Origin of the sequence: Mesorhizobium sp. M0626, assembly GCF_040320665.1 — a bacterium.
Lineage (GTDB): Bacteria > Pseudomonadota > Alphaproteobacteria > Rhizobiales > Rhizobiaceae > Mesorhizobium.
The window spans coordinates 25,571-47,630 of record NZ_JAMYQD010000006.1; the positions used below are offsets into that span (position 1 = coordinate 25,571).

The 22,060-nt window shown below is 63.1% G+C and carries 30 protein-coding genes and 1 pseudogene; 15 read left to right on the forward strand and 16 right to left on the reverse strand.

All coding sequences use genetic code 11. The features are described 5' to 3' along the window. Positions 1-37: 37 nt before the first annotated feature. On the reverse strand, positions 38-622 hold the full coding sequence (locus NKI37_RS08695; protein ID WP_023702758.1) for a TetR/AcrR family transcriptional regulator: 585 nt from the start codon (positions 620-622) through the stop codon (positions 38-40). Between the two features lie 102 nt (positions 623-724). On the opposite strand from NKI37_RS08695, the gene NKI37_RS08700 reads away from it, so the two are divergent. Both NKI37_RS08700 and NKI37_RS08705 read left to right on the forward strand, forming a co-directional pair. After that, positions 725-1,540, forward strand: a complete 816-nt coding sequence (locus NKI37_RS08700; protein WP_023715037.1) for an oxidoreductase — start codon at positions 725-727, stop codon at positions 1,538-1,540. 68 nt (positions 1,541-1,608) lie between these two features. Then, positions 1,609-2,610, forward strand: a complete 1,002-nt coding sequence (locus NKI37_RS08705) for an NADP-dependent oxidoreductase (protein ID WP_352790725.1) — start codon at positions 1,609-1,611, stop codon at positions 2,608-2,610. Positions 2,611-2,707: 97 nt separating this feature from the next. On the opposite strand, the gene NKI37_RS08710 is transcribed toward NKI37_RS08705, so the two are convergent. Continuing rightward, positions 2,708-3,625 (reverse strand): polyprenyl synthetase family protein, encoded by a 918-nt coding sequence (locus tag NKI37_RS08710; RefSeq protein ID WP_023693656.1) that lies wholly within the window; start codon positions 3,623-3,625, stop codon positions 2,708-2,710. 132 nt (positions 3,626-3,757) lie between these two features. Here NKI37_RS08710 and NKI37_RS08715 point away from each other — a divergent pair, with 132 nt between their 5' ends. From NKI37_RS08715 to NKI37_RS08730, 4 genes are all read left to right on the forward strand, one after another. After that, positions 3,758-4,465: a biosynthetic peptidoglycan transglycosylase gene (locus tag NKI37_RS08715; RefSeq protein ID WP_050587122.1), complete on the forward strand. Its 708-nt coding sequence runs from the start codon at positions 3,758-3,760 to the stop codon at positions 4,463-4,465. 153 nt (positions 4,466-4,618) lie between these two features. Beyond that, entirely contained in the window at positions 4,619-4,801 is a 183-nt protein-coding gene (gene rpmF, locus NKI37_RS08720) for a 50S ribosomal protein L32 (protein ID WP_008834724.1), read from the forward strand. A gap of 198 nt (positions 4,802-4,999) precedes the next feature. After that, positions 5,000-5,947, forward strand: a complete 948-nt coding sequence (locus NKI37_RS08725) for an agmatinase (RefSeq protein ID WP_023693659.1) — start codon at positions 5,000-5,002, stop codon at positions 5,945-5,947. A gap of 193 nt (positions 5,948-6,140) precedes the next feature. Then, a complete protein-coding gene (locus tag NKI37_RS08730; RefSeq protein WP_023670154.1) occupies positions 6,141-6,542 on the forward strand; it encodes a hypothetical protein in 402 nt (133 codons plus the stop codon). Between the two features lie 122 nt (positions 6,543-6,664). On the opposite strand, the pseudogene NKI37_RS08735 reads toward NKI37_RS08730, so the two are convergent. The 3 genes and pseudogenes from NKI37_RS08735 to NKI37_RS08745 all read right to left on the reverse strand — a co-directional run bounded on the left by NKI37_RS08735 (position 6,665) and on the right by NKI37_RS08745 (position 8,112). Further along, positions 6,665-7,096, reverse strand: a pseudogene (locus NKI37_RS08735) (GlcG/HbpS family heme-binding protein). 175 nt (positions 7,097-7,271) lie between these two features. Next, a complete protein-coding gene (locus tag NKI37_RS08740; protein ID WP_023684002.1) occupies positions 7,272-7,505 on the reverse strand; it encodes a hypothetical protein in 234 nt (77 codons plus the stop codon). A gap of 79 nt (positions 7,506-7,584) precedes the next feature. Continuing rightward, positions 7,585-8,112, reverse strand: a complete 528-nt coding sequence (locus tag NKI37_RS08745) for a winged helix-turn-helix transcriptional regulator (RefSeq protein WP_352790727.1) — start codon at positions 8,110-8,112, stop codon at positions 7,585-7,587. Between the two features lie 114 nt (positions 8,113-8,226). On the opposite strand from NKI37_RS08745, the gene NKI37_RS08750 reads away from it, so the two are divergent. From NKI37_RS08750 to NKI37_RS08770, 5 genes are all read left to right on the forward strand, one after another. Continuing rightward, positions 8,227-9,060, forward strand: a complete 834-nt coding sequence (locus NKI37_RS08750) for an alpha/beta fold hydrolase (RefSeq protein ID WP_352790728.1) — start codon at positions 8,227-8,229, stop codon at positions 9,058-9,060. A gap of 116 nt (positions 9,061-9,176) precedes the next feature. Beyond that, the gene (locus NKI37_RS08755; protein ID WP_352790730.1) at positions 9,177-9,833 is read left to right on the forward strand and encodes a glutathione S-transferase family protein; all 657 of its coding nucleotides are present in this window, start codon (positions 9,177-9,179) and stop codon (positions 9,831-9,833) included. Positions 9,834-9,838: 5 nt separating this feature from the next. After that, entirely contained in the window at positions 9,839-10,165 is a 327-nt protein-coding gene (locus tag NKI37_RS08760) for an ArsR/SmtB family transcription factor (RefSeq protein WP_023699361.1), read from the forward strand. Positions 10,166-10,188: 23 nt separating this feature from the next. Then, on the forward strand, positions 10,189-10,563 hold the full coding sequence (locus NKI37_RS08765; protein WP_352790732.1) for a nuclear transport factor 2 family protein: 375 nt from the start codon (positions 10,189-10,191) through the stop codon (positions 10,561-10,563). Positions 10,564-10,579: 16 nt separating this feature from the next. Next, complete coding sequence (locus NKI37_RS08770) at positions 10,580-11,044, forward strand: SRPBCC family protein (protein ID WP_352790734.1); 465 nt, start codon at positions 10,580-10,582, stop codon at positions 11,042-11,044. Between the two features lie 29 nt (positions 11,045-11,073). Here NKI37_RS08770 and NKI37_RS08775 read toward each other — a convergent pair whose 3' ends face one another. The 3 genes from NKI37_RS08775 to NKI37_RS08785 all read right to left on the reverse strand — a co-directional run bounded on the left by NKI37_RS08775 (position 11,074) and on the right by NKI37_RS08785 (position 12,899). Next, positions 11,074-11,337 carry an ArsR/SmtB family transcription factor gene (locus NKI37_RS08775; RefSeq protein ID WP_023690079.1) on the reverse strand — a complete coding sequence of 88 codons (264 nt, stop codon included), beginning with the start codon at positions 11,335-11,337 and terminating at the stop codon, positions 11,074-11,076. A gap of 32 nt (positions 11,338-11,369) precedes the next feature. Beyond that, positions 11,370-12,608 (reverse strand): MFS transporter, encoded by a 1,239-nt coding sequence (locus tag NKI37_RS08780; protein ID WP_023683997.1) that lies wholly within the window; start codon positions 12,606-12,608, stop codon positions 11,370-11,372. 96 nt (positions 12,609-12,704) lie between these two features. Beyond that, on the reverse strand, positions 12,705-12,899 hold the full coding sequence (locus NKI37_RS08785) for a DUF1192 domain-containing protein (RefSeq protein WP_023670145.1): 195 nt from the start codon (positions 12,897-12,899) through the stop codon (positions 12,705-12,707). Positions 12,900-13,045: 146 nt separating this feature from the next. Between NKI37_RS08785 and NKI37_RS08790 the strand changes: the two genes are divergently transcribed. The 3 genes from NKI37_RS08790 to NKI37_RS08800 all read left to right on the forward strand — a co-directional run bounded on the left by NKI37_RS08790 (position 13,046) and on the right by NKI37_RS08800 (position 15,541). Next, the gene (locus NKI37_RS08790) at positions 13,046-14,056 is read left to right on the forward strand and encodes an NAD(P)H-quinone oxidoreductase (RefSeq protein WP_352790736.1); all 1,011 of its coding nucleotides are present in this window, start codon (positions 13,046-13,048) and stop codon (positions 14,054-14,056) included. 325 nt (positions 14,057-14,381) lie between these two features. After that, a complete protein-coding gene (locus NKI37_RS08795; protein ID WP_023670143.1) occupies positions 14,382-14,522 on the forward strand; it encodes a DUF1127 domain-containing protein in 141 nt (46 codons plus the stop codon). A gap of 326 nt (positions 14,523-14,848) precedes the next feature. Further along, positions 14,849-15,541: a DUF1013 domain-containing protein gene (locus NKI37_RS08800; RefSeq protein WP_023670142.1), complete on the forward strand. Its 693-nt coding sequence runs from the start codon at positions 14,849-14,851 to the stop codon at positions 15,539-15,541. 63 nt (positions 15,542-15,604) lie between these two features. Here NKI37_RS08800 and NKI37_RS08805 read toward each other — a convergent pair whose 3' ends face one another. The 3 genes from NKI37_RS08805 to NKI37_RS08815 form a co-directional block, all read right to left on the reverse strand. Next, positions 15,605-16,324: a helix-turn-helix transcriptional regulator gene (locus NKI37_RS08805; RefSeq protein ID WP_023683994.1), complete on the reverse strand. Its 720-nt coding sequence runs from the start codon at positions 16,322-16,324 to the stop codon at positions 15,605-15,607. A 126-nt stretch (positions 16,325-16,450) separates the two neighbouring features. Further along, the gene (locus NKI37_RS08810; RefSeq protein WP_352794408.1) at positions 16,451-16,858 is read right to left on the reverse strand and encodes a hypothetical protein; all 408 of its coding nucleotides are present in this window, start codon (positions 16,856-16,858) and stop codon (positions 16,451-16,453) included. Between the two features lie 181 nt (positions 16,859-17,039). After that, the gene (locus tag NKI37_RS08815; RefSeq protein WP_023670139.1) at positions 17,040-17,210 is read right to left on the reverse strand and encodes a hypothetical protein; all 171 of its coding nucleotides are present in this window, start codon (positions 17,208-17,210) and stop codon (positions 17,040-17,042) included. Positions 17,211-17,414: 204 nt separating this feature from the next. Between NKI37_RS08815 and NKI37_RS08820 the strand changes: the two genes are divergently transcribed. Further along, positions 17,415-17,576 (forward strand): hypothetical protein, encoded by a 162-nt coding sequence (locus NKI37_RS08820; RefSeq protein ID WP_023670137.1) that lies wholly within the window; start codon positions 17,415-17,417, stop codon positions 17,574-17,576. Between the two features lie 9 nt (positions 17,577-17,585). Here the strand turns inward: NKI37_RS08820 and NKI37_RS08825 are convergent, their stop codons facing one another. From NKI37_RS08825 to NKI37_RS08845, 5 genes are all read right to left on the reverse strand, one after another. Beyond that, positions 17,586-17,846 carry a hypothetical protein gene (locus tag NKI37_RS08825; RefSeq protein ID WP_023690085.1) on the reverse strand — a complete coding sequence of 87 codons (261 nt, stop codon included), beginning with the start codon at positions 17,844-17,846 and terminating at the stop codon, positions 17,586-17,588. A gap of 85 nt (positions 17,847-17,931) precedes the next feature. After that, complete coding sequence (locus NKI37_RS08830; RefSeq protein WP_023737388.1) at positions 17,932-18,645, reverse strand: SGNH/GDSL hydrolase family protein; 714 nt, start codon at positions 18,643-18,645, stop codon at positions 17,932-17,934. A gap of 62 nt (positions 18,646-18,707) precedes the next feature. After that, positions 18,708-19,448 carry a DUF899 domain-containing protein gene (locus NKI37_RS08835; protein ID WP_023737389.1) on the reverse strand — a complete coding sequence of 247 codons (741 nt, stop codon included), beginning with the start codon at positions 19,446-19,448 and terminating at the stop codon, positions 18,708-18,710. A gap of 172 nt (positions 19,449-19,620) precedes the next feature. Beyond that, on the reverse strand, positions 19,621-20,646 hold the full coding sequence (locus NKI37_RS08840) for a class I fructose-bisphosphate aldolase (RefSeq protein ID WP_352790740.1): 1,026 nt from the start codon (positions 20,644-20,646) through the stop codon (positions 19,621-19,623). Positions 20,647-20,767: 121 nt separating this feature from the next. Beyond that, positions 20,768-21,970, reverse strand: coding sequence for a phosphoglycerate kinase (locus NKI37_RS08845; RefSeq protein WP_352790742.1), 1,203 nt, complete (start codon positions 21,968-21,970; stop codon positions 20,768-20,770). Between the last annotated feature and the right edge of the window lie 90 nt (positions 21,971-22,060).

Here is a 22,060-nt window from a genome sequence, read left to right on the forward strand (position 1 = left end):
CGATGTCAGGGCCCTTTGCCGCTGCCGCCACCGACCTCTAGGATGCCTTCTCGCCGTCACGTGGCTGGATCAGGCTGCGCGCGGCGTCTGCTCCTGCCGCAAGGATGCGATCCGACAATTCCGTCCCCGCTGCCGCGCGGGCCAGCTGAAGCGTGCCTATGAGGGTCGCAAAAACGCCCAGGGCGGCGGCTTCCGGGTCCTTGGTCTGCGGAAGTACTGCAGACAACTGGCGCACCAGAACCAGCAAGCGTTCGGTATAGACTTGGCGCGTTTCGGGCGGCTGACGCGCGAGTTCCGGCAACAGGGCGGCCGACGCGCAGCCGGCTCCCGGATTGTCCCGGTGCTCAGCTGACAGATACGCCGCTATGCCCATCTCCGGACCACCGGCTGCCAATACCTCCTGCAGTTGCTGCGACTGGCTCTCCAGTGCCGCTACAAGGCTTTCACGCACAAGCTCCGCCTTGGACTGGAAATGCGGATAGAAGGCTCCGTTCGTCAGTCCGGCGTCGCCCATGATGGCTGCCAGTCCGGACGCGGCGATGCCGTCACCGCGAAAACGCTGGGCTGCGACCTCGACGATGCGATCGCGAGAGGCTTCCTTTCGGCCCTTTTCGTAGCGCATGGCGCTCTTCCTTTCTGCTATTGCATTATAGGTGTAATGTGATATTACGATCATAACTCAATCAACGGCAAAAAGCTAGCCCTCATGTCTGTGGAGTATCAAATGAGTACCCTTTCGGGAAGAACCGCAGTCGTGACCGGAGCCTCTTCGGGCATCGGCCGCGCCACTGCCGAGGCCTTGGCGCGGGCGGGGTATACCGTCTTCGGGACAAGCCGCAGCAAGGCCGGCAACGGCCCGGCTAAGGTGTCCATGCTGACCTGCGACGTGACCGACGGGGAGTCCGTCAGCGCCCTCGTTGCAACCGTGCTGGCCCAGACCGGTCGTATCGATCTGCTGGTGAACAATGCCGGTGTCGGCCTGCTTGGCGGCGCCGAGGAATCTTCGGTCGCACAGGTGCAGGTTCTGTTCGACGTCAATCTGTTCGGCGTCATGCGCATGACCAATGCGGTGTTGCCGTCGATGCGGCGCCGCGGCCAAGGGCGCATCGTCAACATCGGCTCGATTCTAGGATTGGTGCCTGCGCCATACTCAGCGCACTACTCGGCGGTCAAGCACGCGCTGGAGGGCTATTCGGAATCGCTCGATCATGAGGTTCGCGCCTTCAACATTCGCGTCTCGGTCATCGAGCCGGCATTCGTGCGCACCGTCTTCGACCAGAACGGCATCGAGCCGGATTCCCTGTTGAAGGACTACGATCAGGCGCGCGCCGGTCTCAAGGCGCTGCTTGCCGATGTGATGCCCAAAGCCGATCGGCCGGAAGTGGTGGCGGATGTGGTCGTCAAGGCAGCGACCGACGCCCGTCCGCGACGGCGCTATACCGCAGGGAAGGCAGCGCGCCAGGTCAGCCTGCTGCGCCGCTTCGCCCCCGCGGGGATGTTCGACAAGACCTTGCGCAAGCAGTTCCGCCTGCCGGTCTGAACAACGGTGGGACGGAGAATTTCACACACAAACGGCACACCAACGGACACTCTCAGAAAGTCACTGCCATGAAGGCATTCGTTGTCGATAAATATAACAAGAAAGGCATTTTGCGGCTGGCCGAGATGCCGGAGCCGGAGCTGCTGGACAATGACGTCCTGGTCGAGGTCCATGCCGCCGGGGTGAACCTGCTGGATTCCAAAATCAGGACCGGCGAATTCAAACTCGTCCTTCCCTATCGCCGGCCCTTCATCCTCGGTCACGACGTTGCCGGGAGGGTTGTCAGGGTGGGCTCGAAAGTCCGCAAATTCAAACCCAGCGACGCCGTCTATGCGCGGCCGCGCGACGGCCGGATCGGGACATTCGCCGAATTCATCGCAATCGATGAAGCCGACGTGGCGCTGAAGCCGGCGAACCTCAGCATGGAAGAGGCGGCCTCGATCCCGCTGGTCGGTCTGACCGCCTGGCAGGCTCTCATCGAGAGGGCGGGTCTGAAGACAGGCCAGAAGATCTTCATCCAGGCTGGCTCCGGCGGCGTGGGGACATTCGCCATCCAGTTGGCAAAGCACCTCGGCGCGATCGTTGCGACAACAGCGGGCGCGGCAAGCAACGATCTGGTCAGGGATCTCGGCGCCGATGTCGTCGTCGACTACAGGAAGGACGACTTCGAGAAAATCCTGTCGGGCTACGACGTCGTCCTGAACAGCCAGGACGCCAAGGCGCTTGAGAAATCCCTGACTGTGCTGAAACCGGGTGGGAAGCTCATCTCGATTTCCGGTCCTCCGGATCCCGAATTTGCCACGAAACAGGGACTGAACGTGGTGCTAAGGCTGCTGCTGCGGCTGCTGAGCCGTGGTATCAGGACCAAAGCCAAGCGCCGGGGCGTGGGATTTTCGTTCCTGTTCATGTCGGCGCAAGGTGAGCAACTGAGCAAAATCACGTCCCTCATCGAAGATGGGGCGATTCGCCCGGTCGTCGACAGGGTCTTTCCTTTTGAAGCGACCAATGAGGCGCTGGCTTACGTCGAAACAGGACGCGCCAAGGGCAAGGTCGTCGTCAAGGTCAGATAGCGCGCCCAGTTGCTTTGGGGCATTTGAGAGACACCAAAGCAAGGCAGCGCAAGGCCGACAAATTCCGAAAACGGTTCGGCATCCGATCGCCCAAACCTCAGTTGTTGCGGATTGCAACGAAGCTTGCCGCTGCCTTCAGCAAGGCTGCCTGTCCGCCGTAAGGCTCGAGCAATTCATGGGCCTGCTTGACCAGCCCATGGAGCTGGCTGCGCGCCCAGTTCGCGCCATGCAGCGCCACCAGCGTCGCCTTGCCGGCGGCTGCGTCCTTGCCGGTCGCCTTGCCCATCTGGCTGGCATCGGCGGTCAGGTCGAGCAGGTCGTCGGCAAGCTGGAAGGCAAGCCCGACCGCCGAGCCGAATTCGGCCAGCCGGTCGCGGTCCTGCGGTGCGGCGCCGGCAATGATCGCGCCGGCTTCGCAGGCGAAGCGGATCAGCGCGCCGGTTTTCATCGCCTGCAGCCGGATAATGCCGGCTTCGTCCGGCCTGTTGCGCTCGGCTTCGAGGTCGAGCGTCTGCCCGCCAACCATGCCCCCGGTGCCAGCCGCGCGCGCCAGCGCCAGCACCAGCGCCGCCCTGCGCTCCGCCGGCAGCGCCGTCGCCTCATCGGCGAGGACATCGAAGGCAAGCGTCAGAAGCGCATCGCCGGCAAGTATGGCGGTAGCTTCATCGAAGGCCTTGTGCACGGTCGGCTGGCCGCGGCGCAGATCGTCGTCGTCCATGGCAGGCAGATCGTCATGGATCAGCGAATAGCAATGCACGCATTCGAGCGCCGCCGCCACGCGCATCGCCGCCTCGCCATCGGCGCCAAAAAGGGCGGCACTTTCCATGACCAGGAAGGGGCGCAGCCGCTTGCCGCCGTTCAGCACGCCATGGCGCATGGCCGCCATCAGACGCTCCGGTCGGGCGATCTCGCCGGCAAGCGTGCGGCCGTCGAGCAGCAGCCTGAGCCCGGCCTCGATCGCCGCCGCCCGCCCCAGAAGTGCGGCCTCAAAGGCCAATTGCTCGTCTTTCGTCATGGCCGGGAGCGGTAGCCGACACTCAGACGTTGCGCAAGAAGCCTCGCGCCATTATGCCGGAGGCGGGAGAGTGGCGCGGGTGGGGGCGGCTTGACGGAACCGATCGTCGATCATGAAACCGAAGGGTTTGAGATGGCGCGACCAAGGCGCGTGAACCGCGCCGGTCTGAAGCGCCTGGCACGGCGCGGCCTGGTCGTCGCCGTCGTGCTGGCGGCGATACCCATTGTGCTGACCTTCCTCTATCTGCCGTCCTTCGTGCATCCGATATCGACCTTGATGGTCAAAGACCTCGCGACCTTCTCCGGTTACGACCGGCGCTGGGTGTCGATCGACGATGTGTCCCCGGTGCTGGCCAATTCGGTGATCATGTCGGAGGACGGGCAATTCTGCTTCCATCGCGGCATCGATCTCGGCGAATTGCGCGGCGTCGTCGACGATGCGCTGGCCGGCGAGGCGACGCGCGGCGCCTCGACCATCACCATGCAGACGGTGAAGAACCTTTTCCTGTGGTCGCGGCCGCTGGGCTCGGTGCGCAAGGTGGTCGAACTGCCGCTGGCCGTCTATTTCGACGCGGTGATGTCGAAACGGCGGATCATGGAGATCTACCTCAACATCGCCGAATGGGGGCCGGGCATTTACGGCATCGAGGCGGCGGCGCAGCACCATTTCGGCGTTTCGGCCAAACAGCTGTCGCGGCGGCAGGCGGCATTGCTGGCCGTCTCGCTGCCCAATCCGATCGCCCGCAATCCGGCCAAGCCCGGTCCGGGTCTGCGGCGGCTGGCGTCGCTGATCGAACGCCGCGCCGGCCGTTCGGGCGCGTATGTCGGTTGTCTTGATTAGGTAGAACCGCTGCCAGTTCAAAAAAAATCGCCACGGTGCTGGCCAAAACGGCGCAGGGCGTGTATAGGCACCCGACTTTCTCAGATTATGGCCCTGACGCGGCCCTTTCACGAGGGCTATCGGGGCATTTTGACCATGTAGTGGAGCATATCCATGGCCGTTCCGAAACGAAAAACCTCTCCGTCCAAGCGCGGCATGCGCCGCTCGGCCGACGCTCTCAAGGCCCCGACCTATGTCGAGGACAAGAATTCCGGCGAAATGCGCCGCCCGCACCATATCGACCTGAAGACCGGCATGTATCGCGGTCGCCAGGTGCTGACGCCCAAGGAAAGCTGAGACCAGCTTTCGAAGGGTTTGAATGCCAAAAGAACCGGCCATTGGCCGGTTTTTTTTGCGTTTGGTGCGCCGCGCCGCCAACTATGCCAAAGACCGGGCGTCCGTGGCGATACAAGCTGCGGCGGCGGTGCTGTATTGAGTCCGCATGCCTTGTCGCGGCGCTTCCGCGCGATGATCGACCGGCTTCAGAGGGACCGCATGACCAAGCTCACCACAGCACCCCGCGATGTCTTCCAGACCTTCATGAACTTCCCGCTGGTCGAGGACCTCGATGCGCTGAAGGCGGATGTCGCCATCATCGGCATGCCTTACGGCAGTCCCTACACGATCGACGAGCTGGTCAACGACCAGACCAACGCGCCGACCGCGGTGCGGCGCGCCTCGCAGCGCATCAGCCTCGGGCTCGACCGCTATGATTTCGACATTGGCGGAACCCTGTTCGACGGGCAGGACGTCAAGGTGGTCGATGTCGGCGATGTTCCCGGCGATGCCGCCGGCGGCCACTATAGGTTGGCCGAAACGGCGATCCGCAAGATCCGCGTCGCCGGCGCCTTGCCGATCACCATTGGCGGCGATCACGGCATTCCAATCCCGATCCTGCGGGCGCTTGACGACGAAGGGCCGATCACCCTGGTTCAGATCGATGCCCATCTCGACTGGCGCGACAATGTCAACGGGGTCAGGGAAGGCTATTCCAGCCCCATCCGCCGCGCTTCGGAGATGGCGCATATAGCCGGGATTTTCCAGCTCGGCATCCGCGGCCAGGGCAGCGCCCGGCTCGAGGAGGTCGAGGCGGCCCGCGCCTACGGCTCCAACATCGTCACCGCCAATGAATGGCAGGATATCGGTACGGCGGCGCTGCTCAAGCGCATCCCGGACCGTGGCCGCTATTACCTGACCATCGATGCCGACGGTCTCGATCCCGCTGTCATGCCGGCGGTCGAAGGGCCGGCGCCTGGCGGCATCAGCTACCGGCAGACGATCGAACTGATCAAGGGCCTGTTCGCCAAGGGACGTGTCGTCGGCATCGACATCGTCGAGATCGCGCCGGCGCGCGACGTCAACGAGATCACCTCGATGACCGCCGGCCTTTTCATCCTCAACGCTATCGGCGCCGCCGTGCGGACAGGCCAGTTCAAGCGCTGAATCCCGGCGTGTCGGTGGTCAGCCGGGGCAACTGTGGCTGACAGGGTTGTTTCGCGCGGTCTTTTTCCGTGTTTGCGGGCGCTAGCGAAAAATCTTGACGGCGTGCCTGCGGGGCATTCTACAGAAGGTGCCCCCATTGTTTAGGCAATTCCTTGGGAAACCGCTTTCCTGGAATTGCTAGAGGAGACGCCTGATGTTCGGTGCCATCCCGCTGCTGATCGTGCCCTTCGTGGCCTACAATCTCGGACTCCTCGGAATATTCGGCAGCGGCGACGATCCGTGGGCGACCGAGATCTTCTCGTTCAGCATGATGTCGGGCGGAGTGTTTTCGATGACGCTCGGCGACTTGATGGTCGTGATCGGGCTGATCTTCCTGTTCCTCGAAATGGTGAAGTCGGTGCGCACCACGAACGCTTCGATCATGGACCATCTGTTGTCGACGCTGGTCTTCGTGGCGTTCCTGGTCGAGTTCCTGCTGGTGAAGGGCGCGGCGCACTCCGTCTTCTTCACGCTGATGGTGATCGCCCTGTTCGATGTGCTGGCCGGGTTTTCGGTGTCGATGCGGTCGGCGAGTAGAGACATAAATTTGAACTAGCCGCCTTCGTTGGATGGTCGCATCCGTTCGCGATTGGCGTGGCTGCTCTTTCTGGTCGTCATCCCAGGGTCTTCGCGACGGAGTTTCGCTCCTGCTTCGCCCTGGGATGACGAAGCTCCCCCTCAGCCCGGATCGGCGGTGAAGCCCGCCGCTTCGATGCCGGCGATGGCGGCGGCCTCGTCATTGTCCGACGTATCGCCCGAAATTCCGACGGCGCCGATGACGGCGCCTGCCTTGTCGCGGATCAACACGCCGCCGACGACCGGCAATACGCGTCCACCCGAAACGTCCGAAATGCCGGCGACGAGATGCGGCCGCTCCTTGGCGAAAGCCTCGACACGGCGCGAGCCCATGCCGATGGCCAGCGCCCCATAGGCCTAGCCGGCCGACATTTGCGGGCGCAGGAACGAGGCGCCGTCCTGACGCTGGAAGGCGACGAGATGCGCGCCGGCATCCAGCACGGAAACGCCGAGCGGCTTGAGCTTCAGCTCGGCGCCCTTGGCGAAGGCGGCGTCGATGATGTGCTTGGCTTTTTCGAGGGTCAGTGCGGTCATGGCTGTCTCCTGATCAAAACGCGTCAATCATCGCCTGACATGCGGGATGCGAAATCCCGGTTGCGGTTGAAATTGCTTCGCGTGGGAAAGCGGAAATGGCGGGCATTGCTGATCGTGGCACATGGCGGATACGATCCGCCGGCATCCAGATCGGGCGTCGATGAAGAAGGCCGCGCTATTTTTTCTTGGCTCGGGGCGCTTTCTTGACCGGAACGGCAGGGGCGTTGGCGAGGTCTTCCGCTTCCTTGGCAAGGCGCAATGCCCGGAGCTTGTTGGTCTTGGCCTGGCGGGCGTCGGCCTCGGCGACATACTCCGCCATCGCCTTTTGCCGCACCGTGGCTGCCTCTTCCTGCTTCTTGAAACGCATATCTGCCCTGGCGCGGGCAGTATCCTTAGAGTTCTCGACCAAGAGCGTTATCCAATCCCGTAAATTATGTTTTTCAGCCCCTTGATAGCAGAGCCGGCCTGATAATGGGGAAATAAGTTGGTCAAGCGGCCGGGACCTCGATGCCGCTCGACGCCTTGCGGGCTACCACCGCCTCATATCCGGCCTGCAATGTAGCGCGGACGGAAGGCTGCGCGGGTGTGGCGACAGGCGTGCCCAGATGGTCGTGGCGCAACTCGTCCATGAACTGCTCCCACATTGGCGGTCCGCCTTTCTCCAGCAGCTCGGCGCGGATCGAAAGCTCCTCGCTCACCGGCAGCCAGACGCGGCCCCAAGCGCCGAGATGCGCCATGATCGGCACCAGCGTGATGGCCATCTCGGTCAGGCTGTAGATCGCCTTCTGCTTGTGCGAGGGGTCGTCGGCCTTGGTCAGCATGCCGAGTTCCATCAGCCGCTTCAGCCGGTCGGCCAGGATATTGGAAGCGATGCCCTCGATCGAGCCGTTGAGCAGTTCGCGAAAGTGGCGTTTGCCGCCAAAAATCATGTCGCGCAGGATGATCAGGCTCCAGCGATCGCCGAACACTTCCAGCGACAGATTGATAGGGCATCCCGAGCGGTGTTCGGTTTTCATCCGACTCTCTCCAAAAACCAGTTGCATTATCGTATCAGTTTTATTATCGTGCAACCGATTGCAAAACGCAATCAGTTTGATTGGCCTTTGATTGGCCCATGCGAGGAGAGTCCCATGACACGGGCAGCAGCACCCGAAATCGTCTCCCAGACGTTTGGGGATCCCGGCGATCCAACCGTTCTGCTGATCATGGGCGCCATGGCCTCGATGCTGTGGGGGCCGGAGGCGCTCTGCAAAAAGCTCGCCGGCGAAGGCCGCTTCGTGATCCGCTACGACAATCGTGACACCGGCCTGTCGACCAAATATACGCCGGGCGAGCCGCCGTATACGTTCGACGACATGGCGGACGATGCGGTGCGCGTCCTCGACAGTTGCGGCATCGGCAAGGCGCATGTGATCGGGATGTCGATGGGCGGCATGATCGCGCAACGATTGGTGTTGAAACATCCCTTGCGTGTCATCTCGCTGACCGTAATCAGCAGTTCGCCGGTGGGGATCGACACATCGCAGCTGCCGGGGACGACCGAAGCCTATATGGAGCACTCGGCCGATGGCGCCAGGGTCGACTGGTCGAACCGCGACCAGGTGATCGACTTCGTCGTCAAGGACGCGCGTGAGATCGCCAGCACCGCGCATCCGTTCGACGAGAAGGCGATGCGGGCGTTCATTGAACAGGACTACGACCGATCCGGCGGCTTCCTGAGCGCGACCAACCATTTCATGCTGAAGGGCGGCGAGGATCTGAAAGGACGCCTGCGCGAGATCAAGGTTCCGCTGCTCGTCATTCACGGGACATCGGATCCAATATTTCCGGTCGAGCATGGCGCAGCCCTTGCCGACGCTGTTGCCGGCGGGCGGCTTGTCCGCGTCGAAGGCGGTGGCCACGAACTGCATCCCGACGACTGGGGCACGATCATCGACGCCATCGTGGCGCACACCAAACCCTGAAGGCAGTCTGGAACCTTGACACATTCGCCTCACGGAAATAGTTAAGTAATTGCTTCAGTGTCGGCGCAGGCTGGCACCGCTCCAGCATCGGCGAACCACAAACAGACGAGCAAAAAATGTCCCTGACGTTCCATTTCCATCCGCTGGCGTCGTTCTGCTGGAAACCGCTGATTGCGTTTTACGAGAACGACACGCCCTTCACGCCGGTGATCGTCGACCTCGGCGATGAGCAGTCGCGGGCAGCGTTCCTGAAAGTGTCGCCGACGGGCAAGATGCCGGCGCTGCATGACGATGCACGCAACCGCACGGTGCTGGAATCGACCGTCGTCATCGAATATCTGGCGGCGCATTATCCCGGGCCGGTCGAGCTCATCCCGGCCGAGGCCGACCTTGCCCTCCAGGTCCGCCAGGCCGACCGTTTCTACGATTTCTACGTGCAGGCGCCGATGCAGAAGATCGTCGGCGACAGGTTGCGCCCGCAGGACAAGACCGATCCGTTCGGGGTCGATGAGGCGCGCGCGCAACTGCGCAACGCCTATGCGATCATCGAGGAGGAGATGCGTTCGAAAATCTGGGCGGCCGGCCCTACCTTCACCATGGCCGACTGCGCGGCCTCGCCGGCGCTGTTCTACGCCAACAAGGTCGAGCCGTTCGGCGACAGCTATCCGGCCGTGAAACACTACCACGACCGCCTGCTCAAGCGGCCGTCCTTCGCCCGGGTGGTCGAGGAGGCGCAGCCCTACTTCAAGTTCTTTCCCTACAATAACGGCTGATCGCGATGCTGCACGATCCCGCCCAGCTCGACCTGATGTTCCAGGCGCTCGCGGACCCGGCCAGGCGCAGCATGGTCGAGCGGCTGTCGCGTGGGCCAGCCTCGGTCAGCCAGTTGGCCGAACCGCTGGCGATGTCGCTGTCGGCCGTCGTCCAGCATCTCAACGTGCTCGAAGCAAGCGGGCTGGTGCGCTCGGAAAAGCTCGGCCGCGTGCGCACCTGCCAGATCGCGCCGCAGGCGCTGCGCAGCGCAGAACACTGGATCAACGAACGGCGGCTGACATGGGAGCGTCGGCTCGACCGGCTCGGCGATTTTCTCGCCGGGACCGAATGACCTGAAGCAGAGGAGAAATGACCATGCCCGGCAAAAGCAGAGCGGAGTTGATCCGCGGCTATTTTGCCGCCTACCAGGCGAATAACAAGGCTGCCGTCGCGGCGGTGCTCGCGGACGATTTCACCTTTACCAGCCCCTATGACGACGCCATCGACCGTGCGACCTATTTCGAGCGCTGCTGGCCGGACAGCCCGGCCTTCAGCTCGATGGTCATCGAGCGGATATGCGAGGACGAGGACGCCGCCTTTGTCCTCTATCGCTGCGAGACGGCGGACGGAAAGACCTTCCGCAACACCGAACTGCATCTGTTCGATGACGACAGGTTGCGCGCCGTCGAAGTCTATTTCGGCGCGTCCTATCGCGACGGCGTCTTCGTCGCGCAGAAACCATCAAGCTGACCAAGAGGACCTGACCATGGCCGAACGATCCGTCGTCCACTCCACCTTCGTCCTCGAGCGCCTCTATCCAGTTGCACCGGCGAAAGTCTATTTCGCGCTCAGCGATCCGGCCGCCAAGCGGCGCTGGTTCGCCGACCCCGACAACCCGATGACCCACAGGCACGAAATGGATTTTCGCGTCGGCGGCCAGGAGGTCAATGCCGGCGGGCCGAAGGACGGGCCGATCCACACCTATACCGCCACCTATCAGGACATCGTGCCCAACCAGCGCATCGTCTACAGCTACGACATGCTGTTCGGTGATGTCAGAATCTCGGTTTCGCTGGCGACAATTGAGCTTCGCCCGGAAGGCACGGGCACGCATCTGGTGCTCACCGAGCAGGGCGCGTTTCTCGATGGGCACGACACACCGTCATCGCGCGAGCATGGTACCCGATTCCTGCTCGATGCGCTGGGCAAGGCGCTGGCAACGGACACTTGAAAGCCAGGGAGGCGAGCTGGAATCTCGGCCTATGCTTCCCAGAACTGATCAAGCCAAATATTGAGCTTGAGGAAGCCGGCACTGCTGACTGTATAGACGCGCCTCGTGCCCTCGGCCCTGGCCTGAACCAGACCGGCGTCCAGCAACACTTTCAAATGCTGGGACACGGCCGGGCGGGAGACTGGAAGGCCCGAAGCCAGTTCGTTGACGGTTTTCGGGCCACGCCGGAGCTCTTCCAGAAGATAGCGCCGGTTGGGGTCGGCAATCGCCATGAAGGCGTCAGAAAAGATCATGCCTATATTTGTGGGGCAAAGCTTTTCAAATCTCAACCGTCGGCTTCCGCTTTTCTGAGCCGCAGTGCTTCAGGGGTGACCGAGCGATCGGCCGGCTGGGTCTTGAAGGCATCGCGGTCTTCGATCGGCACCGGCGCGCGGCGGCTGATGCGCAGCAACGTGTAGGCGGCGAGGCTGAGATGCGCCAGCGCGGTGGCCAGGAACAGGCCTTCGGGGCGGAGCCAACCCATCAGGGCGGCAGCCAGCAGGGGCCCGATCATGGTTCCGAAGCCATACAGAAGCAGCAGGCCGCCCGAGACCTTGACGAAATCCTCCGATCGGGCGTGGTCGTTGGCATGCGCCACGGCGATCGAATAGAGCGTGTAGGCAAAGGCGCCGTAGGCGGCGGCGAAGACAATGACGAGGACGGCGGAACGCGGTTCGAACAGGAAGATCAGGATGGCGAACAGTGCGGCGCCGAAAGCCGCGCCCGCCAGCACGAAACGGCGGTCGGTCTTGTCGGAGAGGCGTCCGGCCGGAAGCTGCATGGCCGCGCCGGCAATAACGACAAGGCTCATCATCAGTGCGATCTGGGCGGTGGAGATGCCGATACGGGCGCCGTAGACGGCGCCAAGCGTGCCCCAGGCGCCATTGGCGATGCCGACCAACAGGCAGGCGATCGCCGACACCGGCGAGTTGGCGTAGAGACCTTTGACGTCGAGCTTGACGTCCTGCAGCGGCTTGGGAGACGAAGCCGACGACACCGCGGTCGGGATCAGTGACAGGCAGAACAATATGCCGGTGATCATGAACAGCGACGCCGATCTGACGTCGCCGCCGGCAACGATCATCTGGCCGCCCATGATCGAGGCATAGGTGACCATCATGTAGAGGCCGAAGACGGTGCCGCGGTTCTCGTTGGTGGCCTTCTCGTTCAGCCAGCTTTCGATGACCATGAAGGCTCCGGCCATGGTGAAGCCGGTGAAGGCGCGCAGCAGGATCCAGACATATTCGTCGATGATCAGGCCGGTAAGCAACGCCACGATGGCGCCCGAAGCGGCAAAGGCGCCGAACGCCCGGACGTGGCCGGCGCGGCGCACCAGGCGCGGTGCGAAGAAGCAGCCGGTGACGAAGCCACCGGCCCAGGCCGTGCCCATCAGACCGAGCGATGCGGTCGAAAACCCTTCGAGCTGGCCGCGCAACGGCAACAACAGGCCGTGCAATCCCGAAGCCGCGAGCAGGAAAGCGGTGCCGCGAAGCAGCGAGAGGATCGGCCTGTAGCTTGCAAACATTGTTTGATCCGTCTGGAGATTCGGTGGCGGGGTCTGAAGACAGGCGCATTCGGGCTTTTCGGCGGCGGATGCTCAACGCCGAAACTAACGCGAAAACTAGCCGCGGCGAAACAGGGCTTCGGCCGCCGATTTGGTGCTGCCCTTGGTCTGGAGCTCGGCTTCGAGCCGGGCAATCTCCTCGCGCAGGATGCTGATCCGTTCGGTAAGGTCACCGACCGAAAGCAGCGACAGATCCTGTCCGATCTCATGCGGGCGGGCTTTCTTTTTGGGTTCGTCGTCGAAGATCGCCATCGTCGCTCCTCCCTATTCAGTATTGGGCTGATTTGGCCATTTGCCTGATCCGGCAATCAGCATACATAGGGCAGGGGCGTAGATGCAAACAGCCGGCAAGAAGCTGGCAGCCGGCGACAGACCGGCGGACCGAGACGGGAAATTTCATGGCGGGCGGACATAAAATTCCAGCCACGATGACGGCCATTGCAATCTCGCAACCGGGCGGGCCGCGGGTGCTGAAACCGGAAACGCGCGACGTGCCGGTGCCTGGTCCCGGCGAAATCCTGATCCGGGTGCGTGCGGCCGGCGTCAACCGCCCCGACGTGCAGCAGCGCAAGGGCGCCTATCCGGCGCCGCCCGGCGCTTCCGACCTGCCCGGTCTCGAGGCATCGGGCGAAGTGGCCGCCCTTGGCGACGAGATATCGCGCTGGCGCATCGGCGACCGGGTCTGCGCGCTGACGCCGGGGGGCGGTTATGCCGAATATGTCAAGGTTCATGCCGGCAGCGTGCTGCCGCTGCCCGCCGGCTTCACCCACACGGAGGCGGCCGCGGTTCCGGAAAACTATTTCACCGTCTGGCACAATGTGTTCGAGCGCGGCGGCCTGAAAAAGGGTGAGACGCTGCTGGTCCATGGCGGCTCATCGGGCATCGGCACCACGGCGATCCAGCTGGCGTCGGCCTTCGGCGCCTATGTCGTCACCACCGCCGGCAGCAAGGAAAAATGCGACGCCTGCCTGAAACTCGGCGCCGACCGGGCGATCAACTACCGCGAGGAGGATTTCGTCGCGGCGGTCAAGGATGCGACCGGCGGCAACGGGGCCGACGTCATTCTCGACATGGTCGGCGGCGACTATATCGCGCGCAACTACGAGGCCGCCGCGGTCGAGGGCAGGATCGTCCAGATCGCCGTCCAGGCCGGCGCGGTGGCGAGCGCCGATTTCTCGAAAATCATGGTCAAGCGGCTGACCCACACCGGCTCGACGCTGCGGCCTCGCACGGTCGAGTTCAAGGCGGCGCTCGCCGCCGCACTGGAAGCACAGGTGTGGCCGCTGCTCGGCACCCGGAAGGTAGCGCCGGTGATGGACATGATCTTCCCGCTGACCGACGCCTGGCGGGCGCATGAGCGCCTGGAAGAGGGCGAGCATATAGGCAAGATCGTTCTCGACGTCGGCTAGATGGGGCGAGATTCAGGTGAGGCCGGCCTGCGAATGGCGGCTCCCTGCGCTTCCGGCCTTCGCCGGCCGAAGCCCTCATGAGGGTTGCGGCAGTTAAGGCTACGGCCGGCGTAGGCCGGTTCTCGGGAGCCGCCATTCTCGGCTCGGCCTGGCCTGAATCTCGCCCCATGCTCCGCGCTCAGCCTGTTGGCAAGATGAACAGAAGCTTAATGCTGCAATGCAGCATTTGCATTGCGGCTATGCAAAGACGTCTGTTCAATTCGTGGGCAGCACTGCCTATCTAAGCGTCATCGAAACGATTTGATCCAACAACTGGAGGACAACCATGAACCCGATCCGCGCTTTCCGTAACTGGCGTATGTACAACGAAACCGTGCGCGAGCTGAACAAGCTCAACGCCCGTCAGCTCAGCGACCTCGGCATCAGCCGCGGCGACATCGAGAGGATTGCCCGCAAGGCCATCTAATTCGAAGCATGGTCGGCCAGTGAGGCCTGACCACGCGGCAGAAGCAAGAGCCGCCGCAGACGGTATCCCGTCGCCGGTTCCGAGCCCGCTGGACCCTGTCCGGCGGGTTTTGTCGTTTTGGACCCCCTGTACAACTCGGCATCAATGATCGCCGGAGCCGAGGTCCTCCTGGCCTCCCCCGCTGTCCGGTGTCCGGCGGCTGCGCCCTGCGCCAAAAACATTGCGAAACGGCAGCGGAGCGGTTATACAGGCCGCGAATTTCCCATTTTGGTGGCTCTAAACCACCGCCCGCGCGGGAACGCGGGCGAACGAGAAGGATTTTTGAAATGGCCAATACGCTGCTGATGCCCAAGGCGACCGCCGTCTGGCTGGTCGACAACACCGCGCTGTCCTTCGAGCAGATCGCGCAGTTCTGCGGGTTGCATCCGCTCGAGGTCAAGGCGATCGCCGACGGCGAATCGGCGCAAGGCATCAAGGGCATGGACCCGATCATGACCGGACAGCTGACCCGCGACGAGATCGCGCGCGCCGAGAAGGATCCGAACCAGCGCCTGAAACTGTCCGACCCCAAGGTGCGGGTGCCGGAATCCAAGCGCAAGGGTCCCCGCTACACACCGCTGTCGAAGCGCCAGGACCGGCCCAACGCCATCCTGTGGCTGGTCCGCAACCATCCGGAATTGAAGGACGCGCAGATTTCGCGCCTGGTCGGCACGACCAAGTCGACGATCGAACAGATCCGCGAGCGCAAGCACTGGAATTCGGCCAATCTGCAGCCGATGGACCCGGTGACGCTGGGTCTCGCTTCGCAGATCGACCTCGACATGGAAGTCAACCGCGCCTCGCGCGGCCGCGAGCAGGCGCAGCCTGTCGGCGACACGCTGCTGCCGGCTGCCGTGACCGAGCGCCTGGTGCCGGCGCCGGAGAAGCCGAAGGACGAGGATGCCGAGCTCGACGCAAACGCCGTGTTCGCCAAGCTTTCGGCGCTCAAGTCCAAGAAGGAAGATGCGGACGACGAGTGAGATTTGCGACAGTTCAACAAAAAAGCCCGCTTCGAGCGGGCTTTTTAACTGATTGTCGAAATCTCAGCTGCGCGCCGCCCGGTCCGGCGTCATGCCATAATCCTCGCTGCGCTCGACCGCGCGGTAGAAGTCGGCGAGCTGCTTGCCGCGCTCAGGCTTGAAGATGCGGCCGGCAATGACCACCGAGGCGATGCGGTCGATGCGGAAGGCGCGGAAATCGTCGCGCATCTCGCACCAGGCAACCAGCGTCCATACCTTGCCCCAGAACCACAGACCGAGCGGACGGATGTCACGCCCGGTGCCGCGGCCGGCCTCGTCGCGGTAGTCGATGGTCAGCACCTGTCGCTTCTCGACAGCGCGCTCGATCACGTCGATCGCCTCACGCGCGGCGTCGCTCACCACCCACATGGGCGTGTGGATCTCGGTGCGGGCGATGCGGTCCTTCTCGGCGTCGGGCAGGACGGCGCCGATCTTGACCAGCGCCTCGTCGGCCGCACGCGCCATGGCCGCGCCGCCAAAGGCCCGCACCATGCGGGCGCCGGCGACCAGCGCGACGATTTCGTCACGCGTGAACATCAGCGGCGGAAGGTCGAAACCCTCCCTCATCATGTAGCCGACGCCGGCCTCGCCGTCGATCGGCACTCCGGTCGACTGCAAATCGGCGATGTCGCGGTAGATGGTCCGCTCGGAAACCTCGAGCCATGTGCCGAGCTTCTGGGCGGTGACCAGCCGGCCGCCACGCAGGTGCTGCACGATCTGAAAGAGCCTGTCGGCACGTCGCATAGTATGGTCCCTCGGCTGCTTGTCTATGAATGTCATGGTCCCAAAACCGGTTCCGGGTGACATCCATGTCCTGTTTTATGCTTGTCGTTCTCCCAAAAACCGCTGCGCACTTTTGGGCGACACCCATTATGGTTTAAGTCCTTCGCGCTTGCGCTGCACGGCGACGAATTCCGCGCCGAAGGACAACTTCTTCGTTGTCGGCGTGTTCACGTCGAGCACACGCCAGTACGGCGTGATATCGTTCAGCGTCATGCCGCGTTCGAGATCCTCATTGGCGGCTTCGGCGACGGTTCGCGGATGATAGCCGATGGTGACCGGACATGTCACTTGCGCCCCATGCTCGATGGCGAGCGCGGTGCGCAAGGCGCGTACATCCATCTCGAGGCCGTTGGGGATCGTGCGGATGAAATCATCGACCTGACGGGCCGTCGGCACCAGCATCGGCTGGCCCTCGACGACGTCGCCCATTGTGCGTGGCGTCGGCTTCACGCCGACGCCCGGCGTGTTCAGCCTGTCGTTCCAGCTTTTCACCATTCATGTCTCCTGACACGTTTATGGCATGGTGCTCCTGACAGCATTCTGTCAGGAGCCTTCAGCATTGTCCGTAGCAGGCGCCAAAGTTTTTGCGCCAGCCCGAGGGGTCGCCGCCCGGGGGGCCATGTTAATGATCCGGGCGTTGCGGGGTTCGCATCCAAGCATTGTCATGTAAAACGCCTCAGATCTCGCGAATGCGGCTGTGACCCTCATACATATCCGGCCAGCCAATGTCCTTGCGGATGTCCGCGGGCAAGGAGTTCAGGAAGCGCTGGGTACGAACTTCATTGCGCATCGTGCGGATCTTGCCGACATAGTGCTGTACGCTGTTCAAAATACCAAAGCTGTTCATGACCATCTCCTCTTCTCTGATGGAGACACTATTGCATACCCCTCCTGACAGCAGTCTGTCAGGAGCATGTCAGGTCGTTGAAGAAAGCTGCGAGGTGCTTGGCGGTCGGTTCGGAAACGAGCCTTTTGTCAGGAATGGCCAAGTCGACCGAGACCATGCAAGAACCGCTTTGACAGCCTGTCGCGATGCTGCTCAAAGGCGGGCATGTCGAAACTCCTCGCGCTCGTCATCATCGGCATGATGGCCATTCAGCTGATCAAGCCGCTCGGCTGGCCGGGCCTGAAGCGGCGCGGCGATTTCTGGAAGCTGGCCCTGATCGCCATGGCGGCCATCGCGCTGGCGGGTGCGCTGGGGCACTGGACATAGCCTTGAGGGTCAGGTCGGGTCCACCGTTCCCATGGCAATCATCCGGATGGCGTTGAGGCTGGGCACGAAGAAGTAATCGCCACCGCGCGTTGTCATGAATTCCGGCAGGTTCGCCGCAATAAAAGGCGTGGCGTTGGCCGGGCCGGCCGGAATGACATGCTTGCTCGATTCGGCGCGGTTGCCGGTCAGCGTGCAGGTGTCGTTGCCGGTTTCGGAATCCAGGCCGTAGCTCATCCATTGCTGCTGGATGATATTCTGGCTCAGATCCATTGGAAGCAGGCTGCAATCAACAGTATTTGGAAATACTCATGTCAGTTCTCTGAAGCCCACCAGTCCGAGCTTGTGCCCCCTCAGGTCAATCGGCGAGCACCCATCCGACCAGATGTTCGGCCCAGGCGCGGTAACCGGCTTCCGAGGCATGAAAGCCATCGGAGGCAAAGCCGGCCTCCGGGTTGGTGATCGGCAGCCGTGGCGCCGGCACGGCGCCGCGCTCGAAACAGAGGCGCTCGCCCATGCGGTTCATTGCGGTAGCGCGGATTTCGAGAATCTTGCCGAGCAGCGGCGGCATGGCCGGCGCGCGGGTGAACTCCAGCACCGGCGACCACACCACGCGCGCCTCCGGCCATTTGGCACGCGAGGCGTAGAGCAGGCCACCGAACTCCTTCTTGAAGCGCGGTACCGAGTGGAAATTCTTGGTGTCGTTGGTGCCGATGGCGAGCACGATATGCGTCCACGGATCGGCCGACAGATTGGGCAGCACATGGTCGCGGATCTGGCCCGACGTTGCCGAGTTGAAGCCAGCGGCGCGCCAGCGCACGGCAAGGCCGGTTCGTTGCGCGATCATGACGGCAAGCTGCGCGGCAAGCCCGTTCTCGGAATTGCCGATGCCGACGGAAGCGGCCGAGGAATCGCCCAGCACCAGCAGCGAGATGGCCGGCGCCTTGCCCGATATTTCGTGCATGACCGGCCCTTGTGCCGGCAGCATGCGGGTGGTGCGGCGGCGCACGCCGAGGCCCTGCCAGACATAGACGGGGTAGGCGAGCCAGGTAAGAAGGGCCGGGAAGCGCATGGCAATACCGTTAGAGGTTAACGGCAGCCTTAGCGCAAGTTTCGCCTGAGGTGAACGAGCTTCTAGTCGCAGCAGTTCGGCTTGTCCGCCTGCTTGTCCTGATATTCGTCATGCAACCGCACCCAGTCCATCAGGCTATGATAAGGGCCATTTTCGCCGCGGCCCTTCGGTGTCATGTCGAGATAGTCGTAAGTGCCGATCTGCGCCTCGCCGCCGCGGGCGCGCGACATAAAGGTAAGGAATATGTCGCCGTTCTCTTCCTTGTAGAAAACACTGGTGCCGGGAAGGTCCTTTGACGTGCGCGGACGCGTCTCGAAATTGTAGGTGGTGTCGCCGCCCGCGATCTGCTTGTCGGTGAAGGAGACCTGCATGTCGAAGTTGAAATCCGAGGCGTAGGACGACACCCAGTCGAATTTCCAGCCCATACGCTGCTTGTAAGGCAGCAGTTCCGCCAGCGGCGCGCGCGCAACCACCACCAGCGACACGTCGTGGTGCCTGAGATGCTGATCGGCGCCGTCTATATGGTCGGCAAGGAAGGAGCAGCCTTCGCAGCGGTGGTTCGATCCTGGCGTCATCATGAAGTGGTAGACGATCAGTTGGCTGTTGGCGCCGAACAGTCCGGCCAGGTTCTTCGGACCCTGCTCGGTCTCGAAGACATAGTCCTTGCGGATTTTCATCCAGGGCAGTTCACGCCGCTCGGCGGCGATGCGCTCACGCAACCGTGTCAATTCCTTCTCGCGCGCCAGATGCGCCTTGTGCGCCTCAAACCAGTCTTCACGCGAAACCACCTTGCTGCGAGTCATGAAGTTCTCCCTGTCTGTTCACCCAAGGACGTTTGGGGTGGGCAGAAACCGACATCGCCGTCAGCTTTTGCCGAAAAGGAGATAAGGATGGACGAACTCCGTCCAAGCCGGGCTTTGCATAAACAAACCCGGGCGCATCGGCCCGGGTTGTATGACAACGGGAGGACTGCGCTCAGGCGGCCTGTTCGAGGCTCGCCGTCCATTGTCCCAGCGCCGCCAGATGGTTCATGTGGGCACGATGGGTGAAGGCGGCCTGGCCGGCGGCGACGTTCGATGCCTTGCCGCTCCAGGCCTTTTGCGGGGCGGCCTGCAAGGCGCGGCCATAGGAGAAGGTCAGCTTCCACGGATGCGGGCCGATGGCGTTGATGGCGTTGAGGTTGGCGGTAGCCTCCTCGTCCGACTGCCCGCCCGAAAGGAAGGCGATGCCCGGCACCGCTGCCGGTACGGTTTCGCGGAACAGTTTTATGGTCTTTTCCGCGACCTCTTCGGGGCTGCTCACCTTGCCCGACTTCCTGCCGGCCAGCACCATGTTCGGCTTCAGGATGGTGCCTCCCAGCAAAACGCGCGCCGCATGCAGCTCGTCATAGAGCTTGATCAGCGTTGCCTTCGAGATGTCGTAGCAGGTGTCAATGTCGTGCGCGCCGTCCATCAGCACTTCCGGTTCGACGATCGGCACGATGCCGGCCTCTTGGCAAAGTGCGGCATAGCGGGCCAGCGCATGGGCATTGGAGGCAATCGAATTGGCCGAGGGCACGCCCTTGCCGGTGTCGATGTCGATCACCGCGCGCCATTTGGCAAAGCGGGCGCCGAGCTTGTAATAATCTGCGAGCCGCTCGCGCAAGCCGTCGAGGCCTTCGGTAACGGTATCGCCGGGAAAGCCGGCGAGTGGCTTGGCGCCGGCATCGACCTTGATGCCGGGAATGGCGCCCGCCGCCTTGATGATGTCGACCAGAGGCGTGCCGTCGGCAGCCTTCTGACGGATGGTCTCGTCGTAGAGAATGACGCCGGAGATGTACTTCGTCATCGCGTCCGTGGCGCGGAACATCATCTCGCGGTAGTCGCGGCGGCTGTCGGCCGTCGATTCGACGCCGATGACGTCGAAGCGCTTCTTGATGGTGCCGGAGCTCTCATCGGCGGCCAGCAGGCCCTTGCCGCCGGCCACCATCGCGGCGGCAATGTCTTCGAGACGTTCGCTCATTTTGCTTCTCCTTGACGGCGTTGTTCCGCGCTTAACGGAACTCTACCGCCAAAGGAATGGCATCGGAAAGCTCGAATCGGTTGAAAGTTCCTGGCGTCCGTTTTTGTGCCCCCCAATCCGGTCAGGCTTGTTTCTTCAGCACGTCGACGCCGGGCAGCGGCTTGCCTTCCATCCATTCGAGGAAAGCGCCGCCGGCGGTCGAGACATAGGTGAAATCGTCGGCGACGCCGGCATGGTTGAGGGCGGCCACCGTGTCCCCGCCACCGGCGACCGAGACCAGCTTGCCGGCCCTGGTGCGGGACGCCGCGTGCTTTGCCGCAGCCACCGTGGCGTGGTCGAAAGGCTCGATCTCGAAGGCGCCGAGCGGGCCGTTCCAGACCAGGGTCGCGGCGCGGTCGATCCATTCGCGGATCGTCTTCACGGTCTTTTCGCCGACATCGAGGATCATGCCGTCAGCCGGGACATCCGAAATGGCAACGGTCTCGCTGGCCGCACCCGCCTTGAATTCCTTGGCGACGACACCGTCGACAGGCAGGATGATGGCGCAGCCTGCCTCGGCGGCCTCGATCATGATCTGCTTGGCGGTCGCGGCAAGGTCATGCTCGCACAGCGACTTGCCGACAGCGGTGCCACGCGCGGCGAGAAAAGTGTTGGCCATGCCGCCGCCGATCACCAGCGCGTCGACCTTCTTCACCAGGTTCATCAACAGGTCGATCTTGGTCGACACCTTGGCGCCGCCGACAATGGCGACGACAGGGCGGACCGGATTGCCGAGCCCCTTCTCCAGCGCCTCGAGCTCGGCCTGCATGGTGCGGCCGGCATAGGACGGCAACAGCCGCGCCAGGCCTTCGGTCGAGGAGTGCGCCCGGTGGGCGGCGGAAAAGGCATCATTGACGAAGATATCGCCATTGGCGGCGAGCCGCTCTGTGAAATCAGGGTCGTTCTTCTCCTCGGTCTTGTGGAAGCGGGTGTTTTCCAGCAGCAGCACATCGCCCTTGTTCATGGCGGCGACCGCACTGCCCGCCGTGTCGCCGACGCAATCGCCGGCAAAGCCGACCGGGCGGCCAAGCACCTCCGCGGTAGCCTTGGCGATCGGCTCCAGCGAAAATTCGGGCGAGGGACCATCCTTCGGGCGGCCGAAATGCGCGAGCAGTATGACCTTGGCGCCCTTCCCGGACAGCTCGGCGATGGTCGGTGCGATGCGTTCGATGCGGGTGGCGTCGGTGACCTTGCCGTCGGCGACGGGCACGTTGAGGTCGACGCGCACCAGCACGCGCTTGCCGCTGATATTGCCGATATCGTCGAGTGTCTTGAAGGCGGCCATGCTGATACCTTTCGTGAAAATCGCCGGGACCATACCTCGCATCGATGACGATGCAAGGCTTGAGCCGGGGTGCGAGCTAAATTTTGAGAT